At 71.3% G+C, this 18475-nt stretch carries 16 protein-coding genes; 10 read left to right on the forward strand and 6 right to left on the reverse strand.

Going from position 1 to position 18475, the window contains the following annotated elements; all coding sequences use genetic code 11:
- Positions 1 to 61 precede the first annotated feature (61 nt).
- A complete protein-coding gene (locus AB0A61_RS13205; RefSeq protein WP_361290698.1) occupies positions 62 to 1558 on the reverse strand; it encodes an oligopeptide:H+ symporter in 1497 nt (498 codons plus the stop codon).
- Between the two features lie 501 nt (positions 1559 to 2059).
- Between AB0A61_RS13205 and AB0A61_RS13210 the strand changes: the two genes are divergently transcribed.
- Positions 2060 to 2737 (forward strand): response regulator transcription factor, encoded by a 678-nt coding sequence (locus AB0A61_RS13210; RefSeq protein ID WP_053661516.1) that lies wholly within the window; start codon positions 2060 to 2062, stop codon positions 2735 to 2737.
- Positions 2738 to 2771: 34 nt separating this feature from the next.
- Positions 2772 to 4040, forward strand: coding sequence for an ATP-binding protein (locus AB0A61_RS13215; protein WP_361290701.1), 1269 nt, complete (start codon positions 2772 to 2774; stop codon positions 4038 to 4040).
- A gap of 24 nt (positions 4041 to 4064) precedes the next feature.
- Here the strand turns inward: AB0A61_RS13215 and AB0A61_RS13220 are convergent, their stop codons facing one another.
- Positions 4065 to 4616 carry a GtrA family protein gene (locus tag AB0A61_RS13220; protein WP_361290836.1) on the reverse strand — a complete coding sequence of 184 codons (552 nt, stop codon included), beginning with the start codon at positions 4614 to 4616 and terminating at the stop codon, positions 4065 to 4067.
- Between the two features lie 220 nt (positions 4617 to 4836).
- Between AB0A61_RS13220 and AB0A61_RS13225 the strand changes: the two genes are divergently transcribed.
- The 4 genes from AB0A61_RS13225 (at position 4837) to AB0A61_RS13240 (ending at position 9014) form a co-directional block, all read left to right on the forward strand.
- On the forward strand, positions 4837 to 5976 hold the full coding sequence (locus AB0A61_RS13225; protein WP_361290704.1) for a 5-(carboxyamino)imidazole ribonucleotide synthase: 1140 nt from the start codon (positions 4837 to 4839) through the stop codon (positions 5974 to 5976).
- Positions 5973 to 6503 carry a 5-(carboxyamino)imidazole ribonucleotide mutase gene (gene purE, locus AB0A61_RS13230; RefSeq protein WP_361290706.1) on the forward strand — a complete coding sequence of 177 codons (531 nt, stop codon included), beginning with the start codon at positions 5973 to 5975 and terminating at the stop codon, positions 6501 to 6503. Before AB0A61_RS13225 ends, purE begins: the two co-directional genes overlap by 4 nt.
- Positions 6504 to 6508: 5 nt before the next feature.
- Positions 6509 to 7723, forward strand: a complete 1215-nt coding sequence (locus tag AB0A61_RS13235; protein WP_361290708.1) for a dipeptidase — start codon at positions 6509 to 6511, stop codon at positions 7721 to 7723.
- Positions 7724 to 7895: 172 nt separating this feature from the next.
- Positions 7896 to 9014: a dipeptidase gene (locus AB0A61_RS13240; protein WP_361290710.1), complete on the forward strand. Its 1119-nt coding sequence runs from the start codon at positions 7896 to 7898 to the stop codon at positions 9012 to 9014.
- A 360-nt stretch (positions 9015 to 9374) separates the two neighbouring features.
- Here the strand turns inward: AB0A61_RS13240 and AB0A61_RS13245 are convergent, their stop codons facing one another.
- A complete protein-coding gene (locus tag AB0A61_RS13245; protein WP_361290713.1) occupies positions 9375 to 9734 on the reverse strand; it encodes a VOC family protein in 360 nt (119 codons plus the stop codon).
- Between the two features lie 119 nt (positions 9735 to 9853).
- Between AB0A61_RS13245 and AB0A61_RS13250 the strand changes: the two genes are divergently transcribed.
- A complete protein-coding gene (locus AB0A61_RS13250) occupies positions 9854 to 10360 on the forward strand; it encodes a CGNR zinc finger domain-containing protein (RefSeq protein ID WP_361290715.1) in 507 nt (168 codons plus the stop codon).
- 174 nt (positions 10361 to 10534) lie between these two features.
- Here the strand turns inward: AB0A61_RS13250 and AB0A61_RS13255 are convergent, their stop codons facing one another.
- A complete protein-coding gene (locus AB0A61_RS13255) occupies positions 10535 to 11878 on the reverse strand; it encodes a UDP-glucose/GDP-mannose dehydrogenase family protein (RefSeq protein WP_361290718.1) in 1344 nt (447 codons plus the stop codon).
- Between the two features lie 199 nt (positions 11879 to 12077).
- On the opposite strand from AB0A61_RS13255, the gene AB0A61_RS13260 reads away from it, so the two are divergent.
- Together AB0A61_RS13260 and AB0A61_RS13265 are read left to right on the forward strand one after the other, a co-directional pair.
- Positions 12078 to 13235 (forward strand): acyl-CoA dehydrogenase, encoded by a 1158-nt coding sequence (locus AB0A61_RS13260; RefSeq protein WP_361290721.1) that lies wholly within the window; start codon positions 12078 to 12080, stop codon positions 13233 to 13235.
- Between the two features lie 273 nt (positions 13236 to 13508).
- Entirely contained in the window at positions 13509 to 13871 is a 363-nt protein-coding gene (locus tag AB0A61_RS13265; RefSeq protein ID WP_361290724.1) for a four-helix bundle copper-binding protein, read from the forward strand.
- 136 nt (positions 13872 to 14007) lie between these two features.
- Here AB0A61_RS13265 and AB0A61_RS13270 read toward each other — a convergent pair whose 3' ends face one another.
- Positions 14008 to 15315, reverse strand: a complete 1308-nt coding sequence (locus tag AB0A61_RS13270; protein WP_361290727.1) for an LCP family protein — start codon at positions 15313 to 15315, stop codon at positions 14008 to 14010.
- Between the two features lie 119 nt (positions 15316 to 15434).
- Between AB0A61_RS13270 and AB0A61_RS13275 the strand changes: the two genes are divergently transcribed.
- A complete protein-coding gene (locus tag AB0A61_RS13275) occupies positions 15435 to 15992 on the forward strand; it encodes an acyl-CoA thioesterase (RefSeq protein ID WP_361290730.1) in 558 nt (185 codons plus the stop codon).
- A gap of 928 nt (positions 15993 to 16920) precedes the next feature.
- Here AB0A61_RS13275 and AB0A61_RS13280 read toward each other — a convergent pair.
- A complete protein-coding gene (locus AB0A61_RS13280; protein ID WP_361290733.1) occupies positions 16921 to 18420 on the reverse strand; it encodes an LCP family protein in 1500 nt (499 codons plus the stop codon).
- Positions 18421 to 18475 lie beyond the last annotated feature (55 nt).

An 18475-nucleotide genomic window follows, 5' to 3' on the forward strand; every position in this document is an offset into this window, starting at 1 on the left:
AACGCCGAAGGGCCACCGCATCCGAGGATGCGGTGGCCCTTCGTGGCACCTGGAACGTGCGTCAGTGCACGTCGCCCATGAGCTCCTTGACCTTGCGGCGGTACATCCACACCGCCGCGCCGGCCAGCACCGCGAGGGCGGCCTGCAGGGTCACGATGCCCGTCTTGTTGAGGTCGACGCCGGCGATGGAGAGCAGACCGGTCGTGGCGTCACCGGCGGTGACCGCCAGGAACCACACGCCCATCATCTGGGAGGCGTACTTCGCGGGCGCCATCTTCGTGGTCACCGACAGACCCACCGGGGACAGCGTCAGCTCGCCGACGGTCTGCACGAAGTAGATCGCCACCAGCCACATCGCGGCCGCCTTGTGACCGCCGTGGGCGATCGACAGCGGGGCGAGGAAGAGGAAGAAGGACGCGCCGATCAGGACCAGACCCATCGCGAACTTCACCGCGGTGCTCGGCTCCTTGCCGCGCCGGGCGAGCGCCAGCCAGGCCCAGGCGAAGACCGGGGCCAGCGCCATGATCATGACCGGGTTGACCGACTGGTACCAGGAGACCGGGAAGTTCCAGCCGAAGACCGTGTTCTTCGCGGAGGAATCGGCGAACAGCGAGACCGTCGAGCCACCCTGGTCGTAGATCATCCAGAACACGGCCGCGGCGACGAAGAACCAGATGTACGCGGTCATCTTCGACTGATCGGCGCGGTCGAGCTCCTTGTCCCGCTTGATGCGGGCGATGACCAGCACGGGGATGGCCAGACCGGCGATCGTGATCGGGACCAGCAGCCAGTTCAGCGTGTAGACACCGGAGAAGCCGATGATCGCGTAGAAGACGACCGCGACGCCCGCCCACACGGCGGCCTTGACCAGGGTGGCCTTCTTCTCCTGGGCCGACAGCGGGGTCGGCACGACGCTGGAGCGGTCGCTCAGGTGGCGGGTGCCGAGCAGGAACTGGGCCAGACCCAGCGCCATGCCGAGCGCGGCCAGCGCGAAGCCGAAGTGCCAGTTGACGTTCTCACCGACGGTGCCGATGGCCAGCGGAGCGGCGAAGGCGCCCAGGTTGATGCCGATGTAGAAGAGCGTGAAGCCACCGTCGCGGCGCGGGTCGTCCGGACCGTCGTAGAGGTGGCCGACCATCGTGGAGATGTTGGCCTTCAGCAGACCGGAGCCGATGGCGACCAGGCCGAGGCCGGCGAAGAAGGTGCCGGCGCTGGGCAGCGCCAGCGTCAGGTGGCCGAGCATGATGACCGCGCCGGCGACGGCGACCGTCTTGCGGGGGCCGAGGACGCGGTCCGCGAACCAGCCGCCCGGCAGGGCGAGCAGGTACACGAGCGACACGTACACCGAGTAGATCGCGGTCGCGGTGGCCGCGTTCATGTGCAGGCCGCCCGGTGCCACCAGGTACAGCGGGAGCAGAGCCTTCATGCCGTAGTAGGAGAAACGCTCCCACATCTCGGTCATGAAGAGGGTGGCCAGGCCGCGGGGGTGGCCGAAGAAGGTCTTCTCGGATCCGGGGGTGCCCGGGCGGACCGAGTCCTTCGTCAGGCTGGACGCCATGTCGTTCCTTGCTGGTCGGGACGCGCTTCAAGAACGAATGCGCGCCCGGTGGGGGGCTGCCGGCACCGGCAGGACGTCCGCCCACCCCACGCCCAGGGGGAGTCCGCTCCGGGTTGCGAAGCGACGGACGGCGGCCACCGGGATCCACGCCTGCACCCGCGTCGATGCGCGAACGAGGCCCGGCCCTAGGTCATTCCTTCAGGGCCGGCCCGAGCCGGCCCCGCACACGAAAGGGACCCTCAGCGTCAGACGAGTGCCGAAGGTCCGCTGTGTGCCACAGGCGTGCAACTCATGATACGGCAGGACACCGCCGGATATGGAAGGACTTGAGACACGGATCACAGGGAGCAGGGGAACTTGGACGCCTTTTCGAAGGTGTACACAAGGATCGCATCCCGCGACCCTTGGTTCGTACCAGCGGCCCCGGAAGGTAAGAAGGCAGGCCGTGGTCACACCGCAGCACCGCCCCGGCGGGCGGCACCGGCGGACTACCATCACCTCATGACCCGTGTACTGCTCGCCGAGGACGACGCGTCCATCTCGGAGCCGCTGGCCCGCGCACTGCGCCGGGAAGGTTACGAGGTCGAGGTGCGTGAGGACGGACCCACCGCGCTCGACGCCGGAATGCAGGGCGGTGTCGACCTGGTCGTGCTGGACCTCGGCCTGCCCGGCATGGACGGCCTGGAAGTCGCCCGCCGGCTGCGCGCCGACGGCCACACCGTGCCCATCCTGATCCTGACCGCGCGCGCCGACGAGGTGGACACCGTGGTCGGCCTGGACGCGGGTGCCGACGACTACGTCACCAAGCCCTTCCGTCTCGCCGAGCTGCTGGCCCGGGTCCGGGCCCTGCTGCGGCGCGGCGCCGCGGAGCCGCAGCAGCCGCCCGCCACGCACGGCGTGCGCATCGACGTCGAGTCGCATCGCGCCTGGATGGGCGAGGAGGAGCTCCAGCTCACCGCCAAGGAGTTCGACCTGCTGCGGGTGCTCGTGCGCGACGCGGGCCGGGTCGTCACCCGCGACCAGCTGATGCGCGAGGTCTGGGACACGACCTGGTGGTCGTCCACCAAGACGCTCGACATGCACATCTCCTGGCTGCGCAAGAAGCTCGGCGACGACGCGGCGAACCCCCGCTACATCGCGACCGTGCGAGGCGTGGGTTTCCGCTTCGAGAAGAGCTGAGCCGGGCTTTCCGGGTTCCGGCAGGTAAGAGGTCATGCGCCGTCGACTGATCCAGTCCACGCTCGCCGTGGTGCTCGTCGTGATCGCCGTCTTCGGCGTCTCCCTGGTGATCGTGGAGACCCGTACCATCAGCAACAGCGCCCAGGAGCGGGTCGACTCCGAGGCGCTGCGGCTGGCCAGCATCGTGGACAGCCGGATTCTCGGCGCGGAGGCCGTCAGCGCGCAGGTCCTGCGCGATCAGGTGGCCGCCGGCCAGTACGCCGTGATCGGCCTCCCGGGTCAGCAGCCCATCCAGGTGGGCACCCGGCCGACCGGTGACGTGATCCACTCCACGGCCAAGGGGGAGCAGGGCGAGACCGTCCGGGTGGAGGAGCCGCGCTCCTCGGTGACCCGGGAGGTCGGCCGCACCCTGCTGATCATCGGGCTGGTGGCGCTGCTGGCGGTGGTGGCCGCGGTGCTGCTCGCGATCCGCCAGGCCAACCGGCTGGCCTCCCCGCTGACCGACCTCGCCGAGACCGCCGAACGTCTCGGCTCGGGCGACCCGCGCCCCCGCCACAAGCGCTACGGCGTGCCCGAGCTGGACCGGGTCGCCGATGTGCTGGACGGTTCTGCCGAGCGGATCGCCCGTATGCTGACCGCCGAGCGGCGCCTGGCCGCCGACGCCTCCCACCAGCTGCGCACCCCGTTGACCGCCCTGTCCATGCGGCTCGAGGAGATCACCCTCACCGACGACCCGGACACGGTGAAGGAGGAGGCGAACGTCGCGCTCACCCAGGTGGAACGGCTGACGGACGTGGTCGAGCGGCTGCTGACGAACGCCCGCGACCCCCGCACCGGCTCCGCCGTCTCCTTCGACCTCGACGAGGTCCTCCAGCAGCAGATCGCCGAGTGGCGGCCCGCCTACCGCAGTGCCGGCCGGGCCATCGTCAGCTCCGGCAAGCGGCACCTGCAGGCCGTGGGCACACCGGGCGCGGTGGCGCAGGTACTGGCCGCGCTGATCGAGAACTCACTCATGCACGGCGGCGGCACCGTGGCACTGCGTACCCGCGTGACCGGCAACCAGGCGGTCGTGGAGGTCACGGACGAGGGGCCCGGGGTGCCCGCCGACCTCGGCGCGCGGATCTTCGAGCGGACCATCAGCGGACGCAACTCCACGGGCATCGGGCTGGCCGTCGCGCGGGACCTCGCGGAGGCCGACGGCGGACGGCTGGAACTGCTCCAGGCCCAGCCACCGGTCTTCGGCCTGTTCCTGTCCCGGACGCCGCCCCGGCACCTCACGGACGAGCAGCCCACGGTGCGGTAGGACCGGCGGTCCGGGTGCCGGACCTCAGCTCACGCGCTGCTTGGACCTCGGCGGCTTCCTGGACTCCGCCGCGAGGATCGACTCGGCGTTCGCGACCGTCTCCCGGGCGGGCAGGGCCTGGAACACCCACGTGCGGTACGACCAGAAGCGGAACAGGGTCGCGACCGCGATGCCGAGGAACTTGAAGATGTTGCTCTGCAGCGGGCTGTCCCAGCCGAAGCCGTACGTCGCCAGGTACAGCACGCCGTTCTCGATCACCAGGCCGACCACGCTGAACAGCAGGAACAGGGTGAGTTCCTTGGTGCGGCCGCTTTTCTCGCGGTCCCGGTACGTGAAGTAGCGGAAGCCGATGTAGTTGAAGATGATCGCGACGACGGTCGCGATGACGCTCGCCCGCACCACCTGCAGTCCGGTCACATGCCGTACCAGGTTGAACACGAGCAGGTTGACCAGCAGCCCTGCGCCGCCCACCGCACCGAACTTGGCGATCTCGCGCCACAGCCGGTCCACGCGCTGTCGCAGCGCACTGGTGGGCGCCGGGGGCGCCTGTTCAAGCCCCGAGGAACCACGTCCCATGGCGGTGAAGGCCCCCGTTCGGGTCGGTTTCGTCAACCCCGCCATGCTAACCAGCGCCCTGGGCCCGCGCCTGCGGACGGGCTGTCCGGCGGGGAACAGGACGGAAAGAGTCCTGGAAAAGGCAGGAAAGAGACACTGAAACCACCGGTAAGAGTCCTGCTGGGAGCGTGCTCGGAAGCTCGGAATCCGGCCGCGGTGGCGCGGCCGATACCCTGGGGGCGTGACGTTTCCGGTTGTCGGCATGGTCGGCGGTGGCCAGCTCGCTCGTATGACACACGAGGCGGGCATCCCGCTGGGCATCAGGTTCAAGCTCCTCAGTGATACCCCTCAGGACTCAGCGGCGCAGGTCGTGGGCGATGTCGTCATCGGCGACTACCGCGATCTGGAGACCCTGCGTGCCTTCGCGCGGGGCTGCGACGTGATCACCTTCGATCACGAGCACGTCCCCACCGAGCACCTGCGCGCGCTGGAGGCGGACGGCATCCCCGTGCGCCCCGGCCCGGACGCGCTGGTGCACGCCCAGGACAAGGGTGTGATGCGCGCGAAGCTCGACGCGATCGGAGTGCCGTGCCCGCGGCACCGGATCGTGAGCGACCCTCAGGACGTGGTCCGCTTCGCGGCCGAAGGGGACGGCTTCCCGGTCGTCCTCAAGACCGTCCGCGGCGGCTACGACGGCAAGGGCGTGTGGGTCGTGGAGTCCGCCGAGGAGGCCGCCGACCCGTTCCGCGCCGGCGTGCCCGTACTCGCCGAGGAGAAGGTCGACTACGTCCGCGAGCTCGCCGCCAACGTCGTACGCTCCCCGCACGGCCAGGCCGTCGCCTACCCGGTCGTCGAGTCCCAGCAGGTCAACGGCGTCTGCGACACGGTCGTCGCACCGGCCCCCGGCCTGGACGAGGTCCTCGCGCTCAAGGCCGAGGAGATGGCCCTGACCATCGCCAGGGAACTCGGCGTCGTCGGCCATCTCGCCGTCGAGCTGTTCCAGACCCGCGACGGCCGCATCCTCGTCAACGAGCTGGCCATGCGCCCGCACAACTCGGGCCACTGGACCCAGGACGGCGCGATCACCTCCCAGTTCGCCAACCACGTCCGCGCGGTCCTCGACCTGCCGCTCGGCGATCCGCGCCCGCGCGCGAAGTGGACCGTCATGGTGAACGTCCTCGGCGGCGACTACCCCGACATGTACTCCGCGTACCTGCACTGCATGGCCCGCGATCCCCAGCTGAAGATCCACATGTACGGCAAGGACGTGAAGCCCGGCCGCAAGGTCGGTCACGTCAACACCTACGGCGACGACCTGGACGACGTGCTGGAGCGCGCCCGTCACGCTGCCGGCTACCTGAGAGGCACCATCACCGAATGAGCCCTGTTGTTGGCATCGTCATGGGGTCGGACTCCGACTGGCCCGTCATGGAGGCCGCCGCCAAGGCCCTCGACGAGTTCGAGATCGCGTACGAGGTCGACGTCGTCTCCGCGCACCGCATGCCGCGCGAGATGGTCGCGTACGGGGAACACGCCGCGGACCGCGGGCTGAAGGTGATCATCGCGGGCGCCGGCGGTGCCGCACATCTGCCCGGCATGCTCGCCTCCGTCACCCCGCTGCCGGTGATCGGCGTACCGGTACCGCTGAAGTACCTGGACGGCATGGACTCGCTGCTGTCGATCGTGCAGATGCCGGCCGGTGTCCCCGTGGCGACCGTCTCGGTCGGCGGGGCCCGCAACGCCGGTCTGCTCGCCGCCCGCATCCTCGCCACCCACGACGAGGAACTCCTCGGGCGGATGCGGGAGTTCCAGCAGGACCTCAACGACCAGGCCACCGAGAAGGGCAAGCGGCTGCGCGCCAAGGTGGACGGCGCCGGGGGCGGCTTCGGCTTCGGCACGGGGAAGTGACACCGATGACCTCGCTGGACGAAGCCCGGGAACTGCTGCGCGAGTTCCCGGTCGTCGACGGTCACAACGACCTGCCCTGGGCGCTGCGCGAGAAGGTCCGCTACGACCTGGACGCCCGCGACATCGGCACCCGCCAGGACGCCCACCTGCACACCGACATCCCGCGCCTGCGCGAGGGCGGCGTCGGCGCACAGTACTGGTCGGTCTACGTCCGGTCGGACCAGCCCGACCCGGTCCCGGCGACGCTGGAACAGATCGACTGCGTACGGCAGTTGCTGGCGCGCCATCCGGCCGACCTGGCTCCCGCCCTGACGGCGGCCGACATGGAGGCGGCGCGCGGCCAGGGCCGCATCGCCTCCCTCATGGGCGCCGAGGGCGGCCACTCCATCGCCAACTCCCTCGGTACTCTGCGGGGCCTGTACGCGCTCGGCGTCCGGTACCTGACTCTCACCCACAACGACAACGTGGCATGGGCGGACTCGGCGACGGACCGGCCCGGGGTCGGCGGCCTGTCGGAGTTCGGCCGCGAGGTGGTGCGGGAGATGAACCGCCTCGGCATGCTGGTCGACCTGTCCCATGTGGCGGCGACGACCATGCGGGACGCGCTGGATGCGACCGGCGCCCCGGTGATCTTCTCCCACTCCTCCTCGCGGGCCGTGTGCGACCACCCGCGGAACATCCCGGACGACGTGCTGGAGCGCCTGCCCGCCAACGGCGGTGTGGCGATGGTGACGTTCGTGCCGAAGTTCGTCCTCCAGGCCGCCGTGGACTGGACGGCCGCGGCCGACGAGAACATGCGCGCGCACGGCTTCCACCACCTCGCCACCACGCCCGAGGCGATGAAGGTGCACCGCGCCTTCGAGGAGACCAACCCGCGCCCGGTCGCCACCGTCGCCACGGTGGCGGACCACCTCGACCACATGCGCGAGGTCGCCGGTGTCGACCACCTCGGCATCGGCGGCGACTACGACGGCACGGCCTTCACCCCGGACGGCCTGAACGACGTCTCCGGCTATCCCAACCTGATCGCCGAGCTCCTGGACCGCGGCTGGTCCAGGTCCGACCTGGCCAAGCTGACCTGGCAGAACGCGGTACGGGTGCTGGGCGCTGCCGAGGACGTGGCCCGTGGCCTCTCGGCCACGCGCGGACCGTCCAACGCCACCATCGAGGCACTCGACGGCCGGCCGGCCCCGTCGGACGGTGCGGGGCAGGCGGGGTGACCACCGCCGCCCGCCGCAGGCGGCCCGGCACGGCTCTCGGACCCGGCCGGGCTCGCCGGCGGTTACCCCCGAACGCGCCATCCACCAGGAAGCCCCCTCGGCGCCGTGCGACCGTGACCGTACTGCGAGCACGACCGCGATCACGAAGTGGTCCCGACGTACGGAGTACGCCATGGCCGACCTTCAGGACGAACTGCACGCGTCGACCGAGGCGGACGAGCTCGGCGAGCTGATCGACGGCCCCTTCCCGGCGGACCCGTACGCCCCCGTCACCGATCCCGGTGCCGAACCCCTCGAGCGGGCCCACGACTTCCTCGCCGTCCACCCCGTCGCCGACGGCTACTGCGGGCTGCCCTGGGTGCTGCGCCATCTGCCCTGGTACGACCTGGAGCTCGGCGAGAGCCACCTCGACACGGACATCCCCCGGCTGCGCGCGGGACACGTCGGCGCGGTCTTCTGGTCGCTGCACCTTCCCGAGGGACTGGCCGGCGATCGTGCGGTGGGCGCCACGCTGGAGCAGCTGGACCTGGTGAAGACGGTGATCGACGCCCACTCCGAGGGGCTGCGGCTGGCGTACAGCGCGGGGGAGGTCGCGGACGTGCGGCACTGCGGCCGGGTCGCCGTGCTGCTCGGCCCGGCCGGGGCGGCCGCGCTCGGCGACTCCCTGGGCACCCTGCGCTCGCTGCACGCCCTCGGTCTGCGCGTACTGACCCTGTCCGGCGCCTCCTGGGCGAGCGAGGCGGGCCTGACCCGGTTCGGCGAGGAGGTGATCCGGGAGATGAACCGGCTCGGCGTGCTCGCCGACCTCTCCGGCACCTCCGCCGAGACCATGCGCCGTGCCTTCGCCGCGTCCAAGGCACCGACGGTGTGCACCCGCTCGGCCGCCCGCGCCCTGCGCCCGCACCCGGCCAACCTCCCCGACGACCTGCTCGCCGAGCTGGGTGCCGCCAAGGGCCTGTGCATGGTGCCGCTGACCGCCGAACAGACGGGCCCGTCGGTCCGGGAGGTCGCCGACCACCTCGACCACGTACGGGCGCTCGCCGGCCCCGAGTGCGTCGGCCTCTCCGGCACCTACGACGCCGGAACGACGCACCCACGCGAGCTGCGCGACGCCTCCGGCTACCCGCACCTGATCGCCGAGTTGCTCCGCCGCGGCTGGCCCGAGCCCGACCTGGCGCTGCTCACCTGGGGCAACCTCCAGCGCGTCCTGCGCGACGCCGACTTCACGGCCCGCGCGGCCCAGCAGCGCCGCACGGCATCAACGGCGAGGATCGCCGACCTGGACGGCTAGCGGGACGGGAACGGACGGCGGGACGGCTACGGGTGGTGGGGCCTGGACGGGTCGCGGGACGTCGACGGGTGGTGGGCGCGATGCCGACGGGTTGTGGGGCCCCGGCGGATAGCGGTGGGGCACCTCGATGGGCGGTGGGACCTCGATGGGCGATGTGGCGTCGACTGGCGGTGGGGCCTCGGCGGGCTGGGTCCCGACGGGCGCTGGGTCCTGACGGGCAGCGGGGCGCCGACGGGTGGTCCTCGGCCTGCGGAGTGCCGCCGCTCAGCCCGGCGTAGAAGCCGGCGAGAGCGCGCGGCTCCGGGCAGTCGATCACCACGGAACGCAGACGGGCCACAGCAGGCATGGAACCTCCCGGTGTCAGCAGGCGCAGAGACAGAACGGGTGCCCGGCCGGGTCGGCGTACACCCGCCAGGTGCGCGAGCGGTCGTCGGCGTCCAGCGGCCTGGCGCCGAGCGCGAGGACGCCCTTCTCCGCCGCGTCCAGGTCCTCGACCACCAGATCCAGATGGAACTGCTGCGAGGCGTCGGCCGCGGGCCACTTCGGCGGCACGAACCCCGGTGCCGCCTGGAAGGCCAGCGCCTGCCCGCCCGGAACCTTCAGGTCCACCCACTCGCCCTGGTCCTCGACCGTCCCGCCCAGCACCTCGGCGTAGAAACCGGCGAGCGCGCGCGGGTCGGGACAGTCCAGGACGACGACACCCAGCTTGGCGAGAGCCATGACTTTCCTCCCAGGGACAGAGACGGTTACTCCCAGAGCCGAGTAACCAGTAACAGTTACTGCATGCTGCCGCATAGCAGGTAACGCCGCAACCGGATTCGCGAGGTACCGTCGCTGCCATGAGTGAGAGATCGCCCGCGCCGGGGGGCCTGGCTCTGGTCGAGTCCCTGGTGAACACGCTGGACATCGAGACGGGCGCCGACTCGCTCGACACGGCGGACGGCCGGGCGCGCCTCGGGATCCCCGAGGCCGAGCTGCCGCAGGCCCGCGAGCTGCGCGAGTCCCTGCGCGCCACCCTCCTCGCCCACGCCGGGCATCCGCCGCACCGCGCGGTGACGCCGCTGGGCGAGCTGCTGGCCCGGGCCCCGCTGCTGGTCGCGGTCGACGAACGGGACGGCTCGGCACGCCTGGCCGCCGCCGACGAGCGGCCCCTGCTCTCCCGTGTCGCGGCGGCCGTCGCCGAGGCGCTCGTGGCGGGCACCTGGACCCGGCTCAAGGCCTGCGAGGCGGTCACATGCCACTGGGCGTACTACGACCGCAGCCCGGCCGGCCGCGGCCGCTGGTGCTCGATGCAGGTGTGCGGGGCGCGCGCGAAGATGCGCCGGTACCGGGCCAAGGAGGCGTGATCCACAGGAAGTTCATGGGCCACGTTGTGCCCGGGTGGTGCAGAATGCAACAAGACGCCGGTTCGGCCGACTGAGCCTCGGCCGAACCGGCGTCCTCGGTCCGTCCGTGCGGCGTCCTCCGTCCGCCTGTCCGTCTGTGCGGCGGGACGTGTCCGTCTATCGGGACGTGTCCGTCTATGCGGTGGGACGCCCCATCGCCCGGTACGTCCACCCGGCACGCCGCCACACCTCGGGGTCCAGGGCGTTGCGCCCGTCGAGGACCACCCGGGCCGCCACCGCCTCGCCGAGCTCGGCCGGGTCCAGCTCGCGGAACTCCCGCCACTCGGTCAGGTGCAGGACGACATCGGCGCCCCGGACCGCCTGCAGCGCGGAGTCGGCGTACCCGAGCGTCGGGAAGACCCGGCGGGCGTTGTCCATGCCCTTGGGGTCGTAGACCGTCACCTGACCGCCCTGCAGATGGATCTGACCGGCGACGTTCAGCGCGGGCGAGTCCCGCACGTCGTCCGAGTCGGGCTTGAAGGTCGCGCCGAGCACCGCGACCCGCTTGCCCAGGAAGGGGCCACCGCCGAGCGCCTCCCGCGCCAGCTCCACCATCTGGCCGCGCTGGCGCATGTTGATGGAGTCGATCTCGCGCAGGAAGGTCAGCGCCTGGTCCGCGCCCAGCTCGCCGGCGCGCGCCATGAAGGCCCTGATGTCCTTCGGCAGGCAGCCGCCGCCGAAACCGATGCCGGCCCGCAGGAACTTCTTGCCGATCCGGTCGTCGTACCCGATCGCCTCCGCCAGCCTGGCGACATCGCCGCCCGCCGCCTCGCACACCTCCGCCATCGCGTTGATGAAGGAGATCTTGGTGGCGAGGAAGGAGTTCGCGGAGGTCTTCACCAGCTCCGCGGTCGGGAAGTCGGTGACCACGAAGGGGGTGCCCTCGGCGACCGGGGTGGCGTACACCTCACGCAGCAGCTTCTCGGCCCGCTCGCTGCGCACCCCGACCACGATCCGGTCCGGGTGCAGGGTGTCCTCGACGGCGAAGCCCTCGCGCAGGAACTCCGGGTTCCAGGCCAGCTCCGCGTCCTCGCCCGCGGGCGCGAGAGCTGCGATCGTCCGGGCCAGGCGGTCCGCGGAGCCGACCGGCACCGTGGACTTGCCGACGACCAGGGCCGGGCCGGTCAGGTGCGGGGCGAGCGAGGTGACCGCCGAGTCGACGTACGACATGTCACAGGCGTACTCGCCGTGCTTCTGCGGAGTGTTCACGCAGATGAAGTGGATGTCGCCGAACGCGGCCGCCTCGGCGAAGTCCATGGTGAAGCGCAGCCGCCCGGTGGAGCCCTCGATGCCGGCCACGTGCCTGCGCAGCAGCTCCTCGAGACCGGGCTCGTACATCGGGACCTCGCCCCGCTGGAGCATCTCGATCTTCTCGGGAACGATGTCCAGGCCCAGCACCTCGAACCCGAGCTCGGCCATGGCCGCGGCGTGCGTGGCGCCGAGATAGCCGGTGCCGATCACGGTGATCTTGAGGCTCATGGGTGCTCCAGGAGGGATGATGGTAATGCGGTGCCCGAGCATAGCCGGGGGCCTGGGCTGGGCCGTCGACGGGCAAGGTCCCCGCTGTCGCCAAGCTCACGTATCACTGCCGTGGGCCGGCCCCTAAAATTTGAGTTACTTAACGGTAATTAGCGTCATCGGTACCCATCGGCGCGATGTCCTTGGAGCGTGAGAGACCTTGGCCGGATCGGCTGACTTCGACCTGTACCGCCCGTCCGAGGAGCACGACATGCTCCGCGATGCCGTCCGCTCGCTGGCCGAGGCGAAGATCGCGCCGTTCGCAGCCGCGGTCGACGAGGAGGCCCGGTTCCCGCAGGAGGCGCTCGACGCCCTGGTCGCAGGTGACCTGCACGCCGTCCACGTACCCGAGGAGTACGGCGGCGCGGGCGCGGACGCCCTGGCGACGGTGATAGTGATCGAGGAGGTGGCCCGCGTCTGCGCGAGCTCCTCCCTCATTCCCGCCGTGAACAAGCTGGGCTCGCTCCCGGTGATCCTCTCCGGCTCCGAGGACCTGAAGAAGAAGTACATGACCCCGCTCGCCAAGGGCGAGGGCATGTTCTCCTACTGCCTCTCCGAGCCGGAGGCCGGTTCGGACGCGGCCGGCATGAAGACCCGCGCGGTACGCGACGGCGACCACTACATCCTCAACGGCGTCAAGCGCTGGATCACCAACGCCGGCGTCTCCGAGTACTACACGGTGATGGCCGTCACCGACCCCGACAAGCGCAGCAAGGGCATCTCCGCCTTCGTCGTCGAGAAGTCCGACGAGGGCGTCTCCTTCGGCGCACCCGAGAAGAAGCTCGGCATCAAGGGCTCGCCGACCCGCGAGGTCTACCTCGACAACGTCCGCATCCCCGCCGACCGCATGATCGGCGCGGAGGGCACGGGCTTCGCGACGGCGATGAAGACCTTGGACCACACCCGCATCACCATCGCCGCCCAGGCCCTCGGCATCGCCCAGGGCGCGCTCGACTACGCCAAGGGCTACGTGCAGGAGCGCAAGCAGTTCGGCAAGCCCATCGCCGACTTCCAGGGCATCCAGTTCATGCTCGCCGACATGGCCATGAAGATCGAGGCCGCCCGCCAGCTGACGTATGCGGCCGCCGCCAAGTCGGAGCGCAACGACAGCGACCTGACCTTCCAGGGCGCCGCGGCCAAGTGCTTCGCCTCCGACGTGGCCATGGAGGTCACCACGGACGCCGTCCAGCTCCTCGGCGGCTACGGCTACACCCGCGACTACCCGGTCGAGCGCATGATGCGCGACGCCAAGATCACCCAGATTTATGAGGGCACGAACCAGGTTCAGCGGATCGTGATGGCCCGTAACCTGCCGTAGGCGGCAGGCGATTGACAGTGACACAGCCCCCGGTCGACGCCGGGGGCTTTGTCGTCGCCGGGGCCGGCCGGCCGTGACGCGGGTGAGCCCGGCGAGTCGGGCGAGTTCGGTTCCTGGCGAGGGTGCGTCGTCGGCCCCGGAACGGCCGGCCCGCCGTCACTCGATCGGGCGTAGCGGATTCTGTACCTCCGTCCGATGGCGCTGGGCTGCGGCCGGGCGTACGACGGAAGGACACGGGACCCGTTCGGGGCCCTTCGTCCCCCAGGAGGAGCCATGACCCAGCCCGGAACCATGACCGCCATGAGCAAGCAGATGCAGGACTGCGTCGAGGCGTGCATGACGTGCCACAACATCTGCGAGGAGGCCATGAGCTCCTGCATGCAGATGGGCGGCCAGGCGCAGATGCAGATCATGCGTGCGCTGATGGACTGCTCCGAGATGACCCGCATGTGCGCGGACATGATGATGCGCCGCTCGCCCATGTCGGGCGAGATGTGCGCGATGTGCGCCAAGGCCTGCGACATGTGCGCCGAGGCGTGTATGTCCATGTCCGAGGACAAGATGATGATGCGATGTGCGGAGGTGTGTCGCCGCTGTGCGGAGACATGCCGCACGATGGCGGGCGCCACCATGTGACCCGAGCCCGGCCCCACGGCGGGAGCCGAACGACAGGAGTCGAACGGCAGCAGCCGCACGGAACGGGAGCAGCCGAACGGCAGGAGCCCCGCGGATCGGTACCGCGGGGCTCCCTCGTGCACCGTGCGCCGCCCGGTCAGTTGCCGGTGACGGTGACCTTCTGGTCGTTCTTGAGCTCGTCCACCAGGGTCTTCACCTTCGCCTTGTCCCAGACGAGATTGCCGCCGGTGGACCCCGAGATCGGCATGTTCATGGAGGTGCCGTCGCCGCCGCTGACGCCCTTCATCGCCCAGAACATCGACCCCAGGTCCCACAGGCCCATGTCCTTGTCGACGATCAGGGTGTCCAGGCCCGCGGACATCGTCGGGTAGAGCTTGAAGGGGTTCAGCACCGTCGACGGCGTGGCCACCTGGTGGGCCAGGGCGGAGAGGAACTTCTGCTGGTTCTTCGTGCGCTGCAGGTCGGAGGCCGCGAAGGCGTGCCGGGTACGGACGAAGGCCAGGGCCTGGTCGCCGTTGAGCGTCTGCGTGCCCGCCTTGAAGTCGGCGCCGGAGTACTTGTCCTTGAAGCCCTTGTCGATGTTGATCTCGACACCGCCGACCGCGTCCACGATGTTCGCGAAGCCGGCGAAGCCGATCTCCACGTAGTGGTCGATGTGCAGGCCGGTGTTGTACTCGATGGTGCGCACCAGCAGGGTCGGCCCGTCCTCGGCGTACGCGGCGTTCAGCTTCTCGTGGCGGCCCTGGGCCGGGTAGACCTTGCCGGACGCCGACCCCTTGTACGACGGGATCTCCACGTTCGAGTCGCGCGGCAGCGAGATCAGCGTGTCCCCGTTGCTGCCGACGTGCAGGATCATCATCGTGTCCGTGCGCTTGCCCTCGGCGGACCCGGTGTGCAGCCTCTGCTTGTCCGCGTCGGACAGCCCGGCGCGGCTGTCGGAACCGACGATCAGGTAGTTCGTGCCCGCACCCGCGGCCGGCCGGTCGATGACCTGGGACAGGTCGACCTGGCGGTTGAGCTTGGAGTCGGCCCAGAAGTAGGTCGCGACCGAGGTGACCACCAGCAAGGTGACCAGAGTGAGCGCGGTCCACTTGAATCTGCGGCGCCAGTTCGGGGCGGGACGGGGCCCGCCGGGGCCGCCCGCGCCCGGCCCGCTGTCGCCCGGCCGGCCGTAGACCTGGCCTGTGTTGTAGCCGCTGTCGTATCCGTAGTCGCCACCGGCGTCGTCATATCCGCGGCCGTCGACGTACGACGGCTGCTGCGGGACCCCGTAGGGCGGCGCGGCGGGGCCGGGGCCACCGTAGGCGCCCTGTCCGGGCGGCGCCGCCGGGCCGCGTCGCACCTGGCGCATCACCCGTGCGCTCTCCGGCTGCGCGCCGGCACTGCCGCGTCCGTACCGGGTGCCGCGGTTGTCGTCGGACCATCCCTGGGGCCAATCGTTCATGGGCCCCAGTGTGCAGGGCGTGGCGGTGTGCCTCACAAGGGTCGTCGGAAAATAAGGTCAGTGCTGTTGCGAAGCTGACACAAATTCTGCCGATGTGTCCTCGGCATAGGGTGGAGGGCATGACAGACCAGGCCCCCGCCATGGAATCCGACACTTCGGACATACCGGGCAAGCCGACTTCGGCATCCCGGACCACTCTCAGCCACATCATGACCCACAACGACACCAACCTCCTGGGCTCCGTGCACGGGGGTGTGATCATGAAGCTGGTCGACGACGCGGCGGGCGCGGTGGCCGGCCGGCACAGCGGCGGCCCCGCGGTCACCGCGTCCATGGACGAGATGGCGTTTCTCGAACCGGTCCGCGTCGGCGACCTCGTCCATGTGAAGGCGCAGGTCAACTGGACCGGTCGGACCTCGATGGAGGTCGGTGTCCGGGTGCTGGCCGAACGCTGGAACGAGTCCGCCCCGCCCACCCAGGTGGGCTCGGCCTACCTCGTCTTCGCCGCGGTGGACGCCGACGGCAAGCCCCGCCCCGTGCCGCCGGTCCTCCCGGAGACCGAACGCGACAAGCGGCGCTACCAGGAGGCCCAGATCCGCCGCAGCCACCGCCTGGCCCGCCGCCGCGCGATCAGGGAACTGCGCGAGCAGCGGGCGGCCGATGGGTACGAGGACTGAGCGGAGGGCCGGACTGAGCGGAGGGCTGGACTGAGCGGCCGGCGCGGCAGACCCCAGCAGGCCGGGCAGGCCCAGCCGGGCGGCCAGGCGGGACGGGGTGGCCAGGTCCAGCAGGCCGGGCAGGCCCCAGCAAGCCGGAGAGGGCGGATACGCCCGCCACGCCGGAACGGGGCGGCCAAGCCCAGCAGGGCGGGGACGCCGGACAGAGCCGAACAGAACGGTCCGGCCCAGCAGGGCTGCCGGCCGGGTCTGTCGGGCAGGCATAGCCAGCCCGAGAGGGCGGACAGGCCGGACAGGGCGGCCAGGCCCGACAGCCACGCAGGCGGCTGGGCCGGACATGCCGCCCAGGCCCGACCAGGCGGTCGGGCGGATCAGACAGTCGGGAAGCGCGCCTTCACCGGGGCCCGGCACCGCCCGGGTGGTGGCCGACGGCATCCCGGCTTACGGCACCTCGACCGACGCATGCCGACCGACGGCACCCCGGCCGCCGCGCCTCGCCCGATGGCACCCCGGCCGCCGCGGCACCCCGGCCGATGGCTCACCAGCTGACGGGACCCCGGCTGCCGGGACCCCGGCCGATGGCACCCCGCCCGATGGGACCCCGGAACGGCACCTCGGCCGCCGCCGCGCCTCGGCCGATGGCACCTCGGCCTCCGCGGCTCACCGGCCGACGGCCCGCCGGCCGCCTGGGCACCCCGGCTGCCGCGGCTCACCGGCTGACGGCACCCCGGCCGATGGCATCCCGGCTGATGGCGGCCGCCTCGCATCCTGGCCGTCGGCCCGTCGGCCCGTCGGCCCGTCGGCCCGTCGGCCGCCGCGGCAGCTCGGCCGATGGCACCCCGCCCGATGGGACCCCGGAACGGCACCTCGGCCGCCGCCGCGCCTCCGCAGATGGCGCCCCGGCCGCCACGGCACCCCGGCCCTCCCCTCACGGGCACACCACCTCGTCCCCGGTCACCACGGCGGCCGCTCCCTGGGCCGGGTCCTCGACCTGGACCCTCTGCACCTGCCGGTAGTCGAAGCCCACGATCACCCTGAGGGTGGGCCCCTGGCCCGGCACCGCGCGCAGCTCGCTGCCCGGCAGGGCGGCGGCCAGCGACCTCGCCGAGCGGTCCCAGTGGGGGTCGTAGAGCACCTGGGTGCGCCGCACGGCGTGTTCCTTCGCGTCCACCGGCGCCCCCGTCGCGCGGAACCCGGCCGCCGCCAGCGCCGTGTCCACCCGTCTGGCGAGCCCGATCGTGCTGGTCCCGTTCTCCACCTGGACCCGGATCTGCTGCGGGGCGACCTCGACCGGCGCGGGACGGCTCTGCCGGGGCCGCGACCCGGCCCGGTGCACGGTCAGCGGCCGGTCGTCGCGCAGCGACCGGAACAGCTGGTCCGCCTTCACCGGGTCCCACTTCACGGCCGAGCCGAGGCCCTTGACGACGTAGGCCATCTGCGCGATCGGGACGGTCGTGAACTCCGAGGAGGACGGGGAGAAGTTCCGCATCGCCCGCCCGAGGTCCAGCAGTTCGTCGGTGTGGAAGCCCTTGTCCGCGCGCACCGAGCCCAGCACCGTCCGGGCCACGTCACGGAACTGCATGGGGTTGAGCAGCACCCGTGAGGACGTCGCCCGCTCGATCAACGCCGCCAGGAAGCGCTGCTGCCGCTTCATCCGGCCCAGGTCGCTGGCCCCGTCGACATGCCGGGAGCGGACGAACTGCAGGGCCTGCCCCCCGGTGAGCATGTGCGGGCCGGCGGCCAGGTCCAGGCCGGTGTAGGAGTCCTTGAGCGGTTCGGTGGTGCAGATCTGCACGCCGCCCAGGACGTCCACCGTCCGCATGAATGTGGTGAAGTCCACTTCCAGGTAGTGGTCGATCTTCAGCTGGGTCAGGTCCTCGACCATGCTCACCGTGAGGTTGGGGCCGCCCTCCGCGTACGCGGCGTTGAGCTTGACCGGGTGCGGCGCGCGCTCCCGGCCCGTGACCGGATCGACGCGGGCGGGGACCTCGGCGTAGGAGTCCCGCGGCAGGCTCACCACGCTGGCCCGCTTCCGGTCCTCCGACAGGTGCACGATCATCATGGTGTCGGTGCAGTGGCAGGGCTGCCCGCCCAGCCGGTATCTGCGCCGCTCGTCCTCGCTGATCCTGTCCCGGCCGTCGGTGCCGACCAGCAGGACGTTCATGCCGTGGCCCGCCCGGGGGCGGTTCTTCATGTCCTTGAACGGGTCGACCCGGGCGATGTCCGCGTCCAGGCTGGAGACCACCGCGTGCCCGATCCCGGCGGAGGCGAGCACCACCACGGACAGCGTGGTCACCGCACGCATGGCCCAGCGCGGTCTCCTGCGCCGTACGGGCGGGGGCGGCATGGGGGCCGACCGCGGCGGGGCTGCGGTCTGCTGCGACCGGCGCTGCGGCCGCGCAGGGGACCGGGGCGGCGTGCTGGACATGCGGGGACACCTCCGCGAAAGGCGTGGGTGGGCTCCGTGAGCACCGTAGGGCCAT

The sequence above is a fragment of the Streptomyces sp. NPDC046197 genome, from assembly GCF_040646295.1.
In the GTDB taxonomy this organism is placed as follows: Bacteria; Actinomycetota; Actinomycetes; order Streptomycetales; family Streptomycetaceae; genus Streptomyces.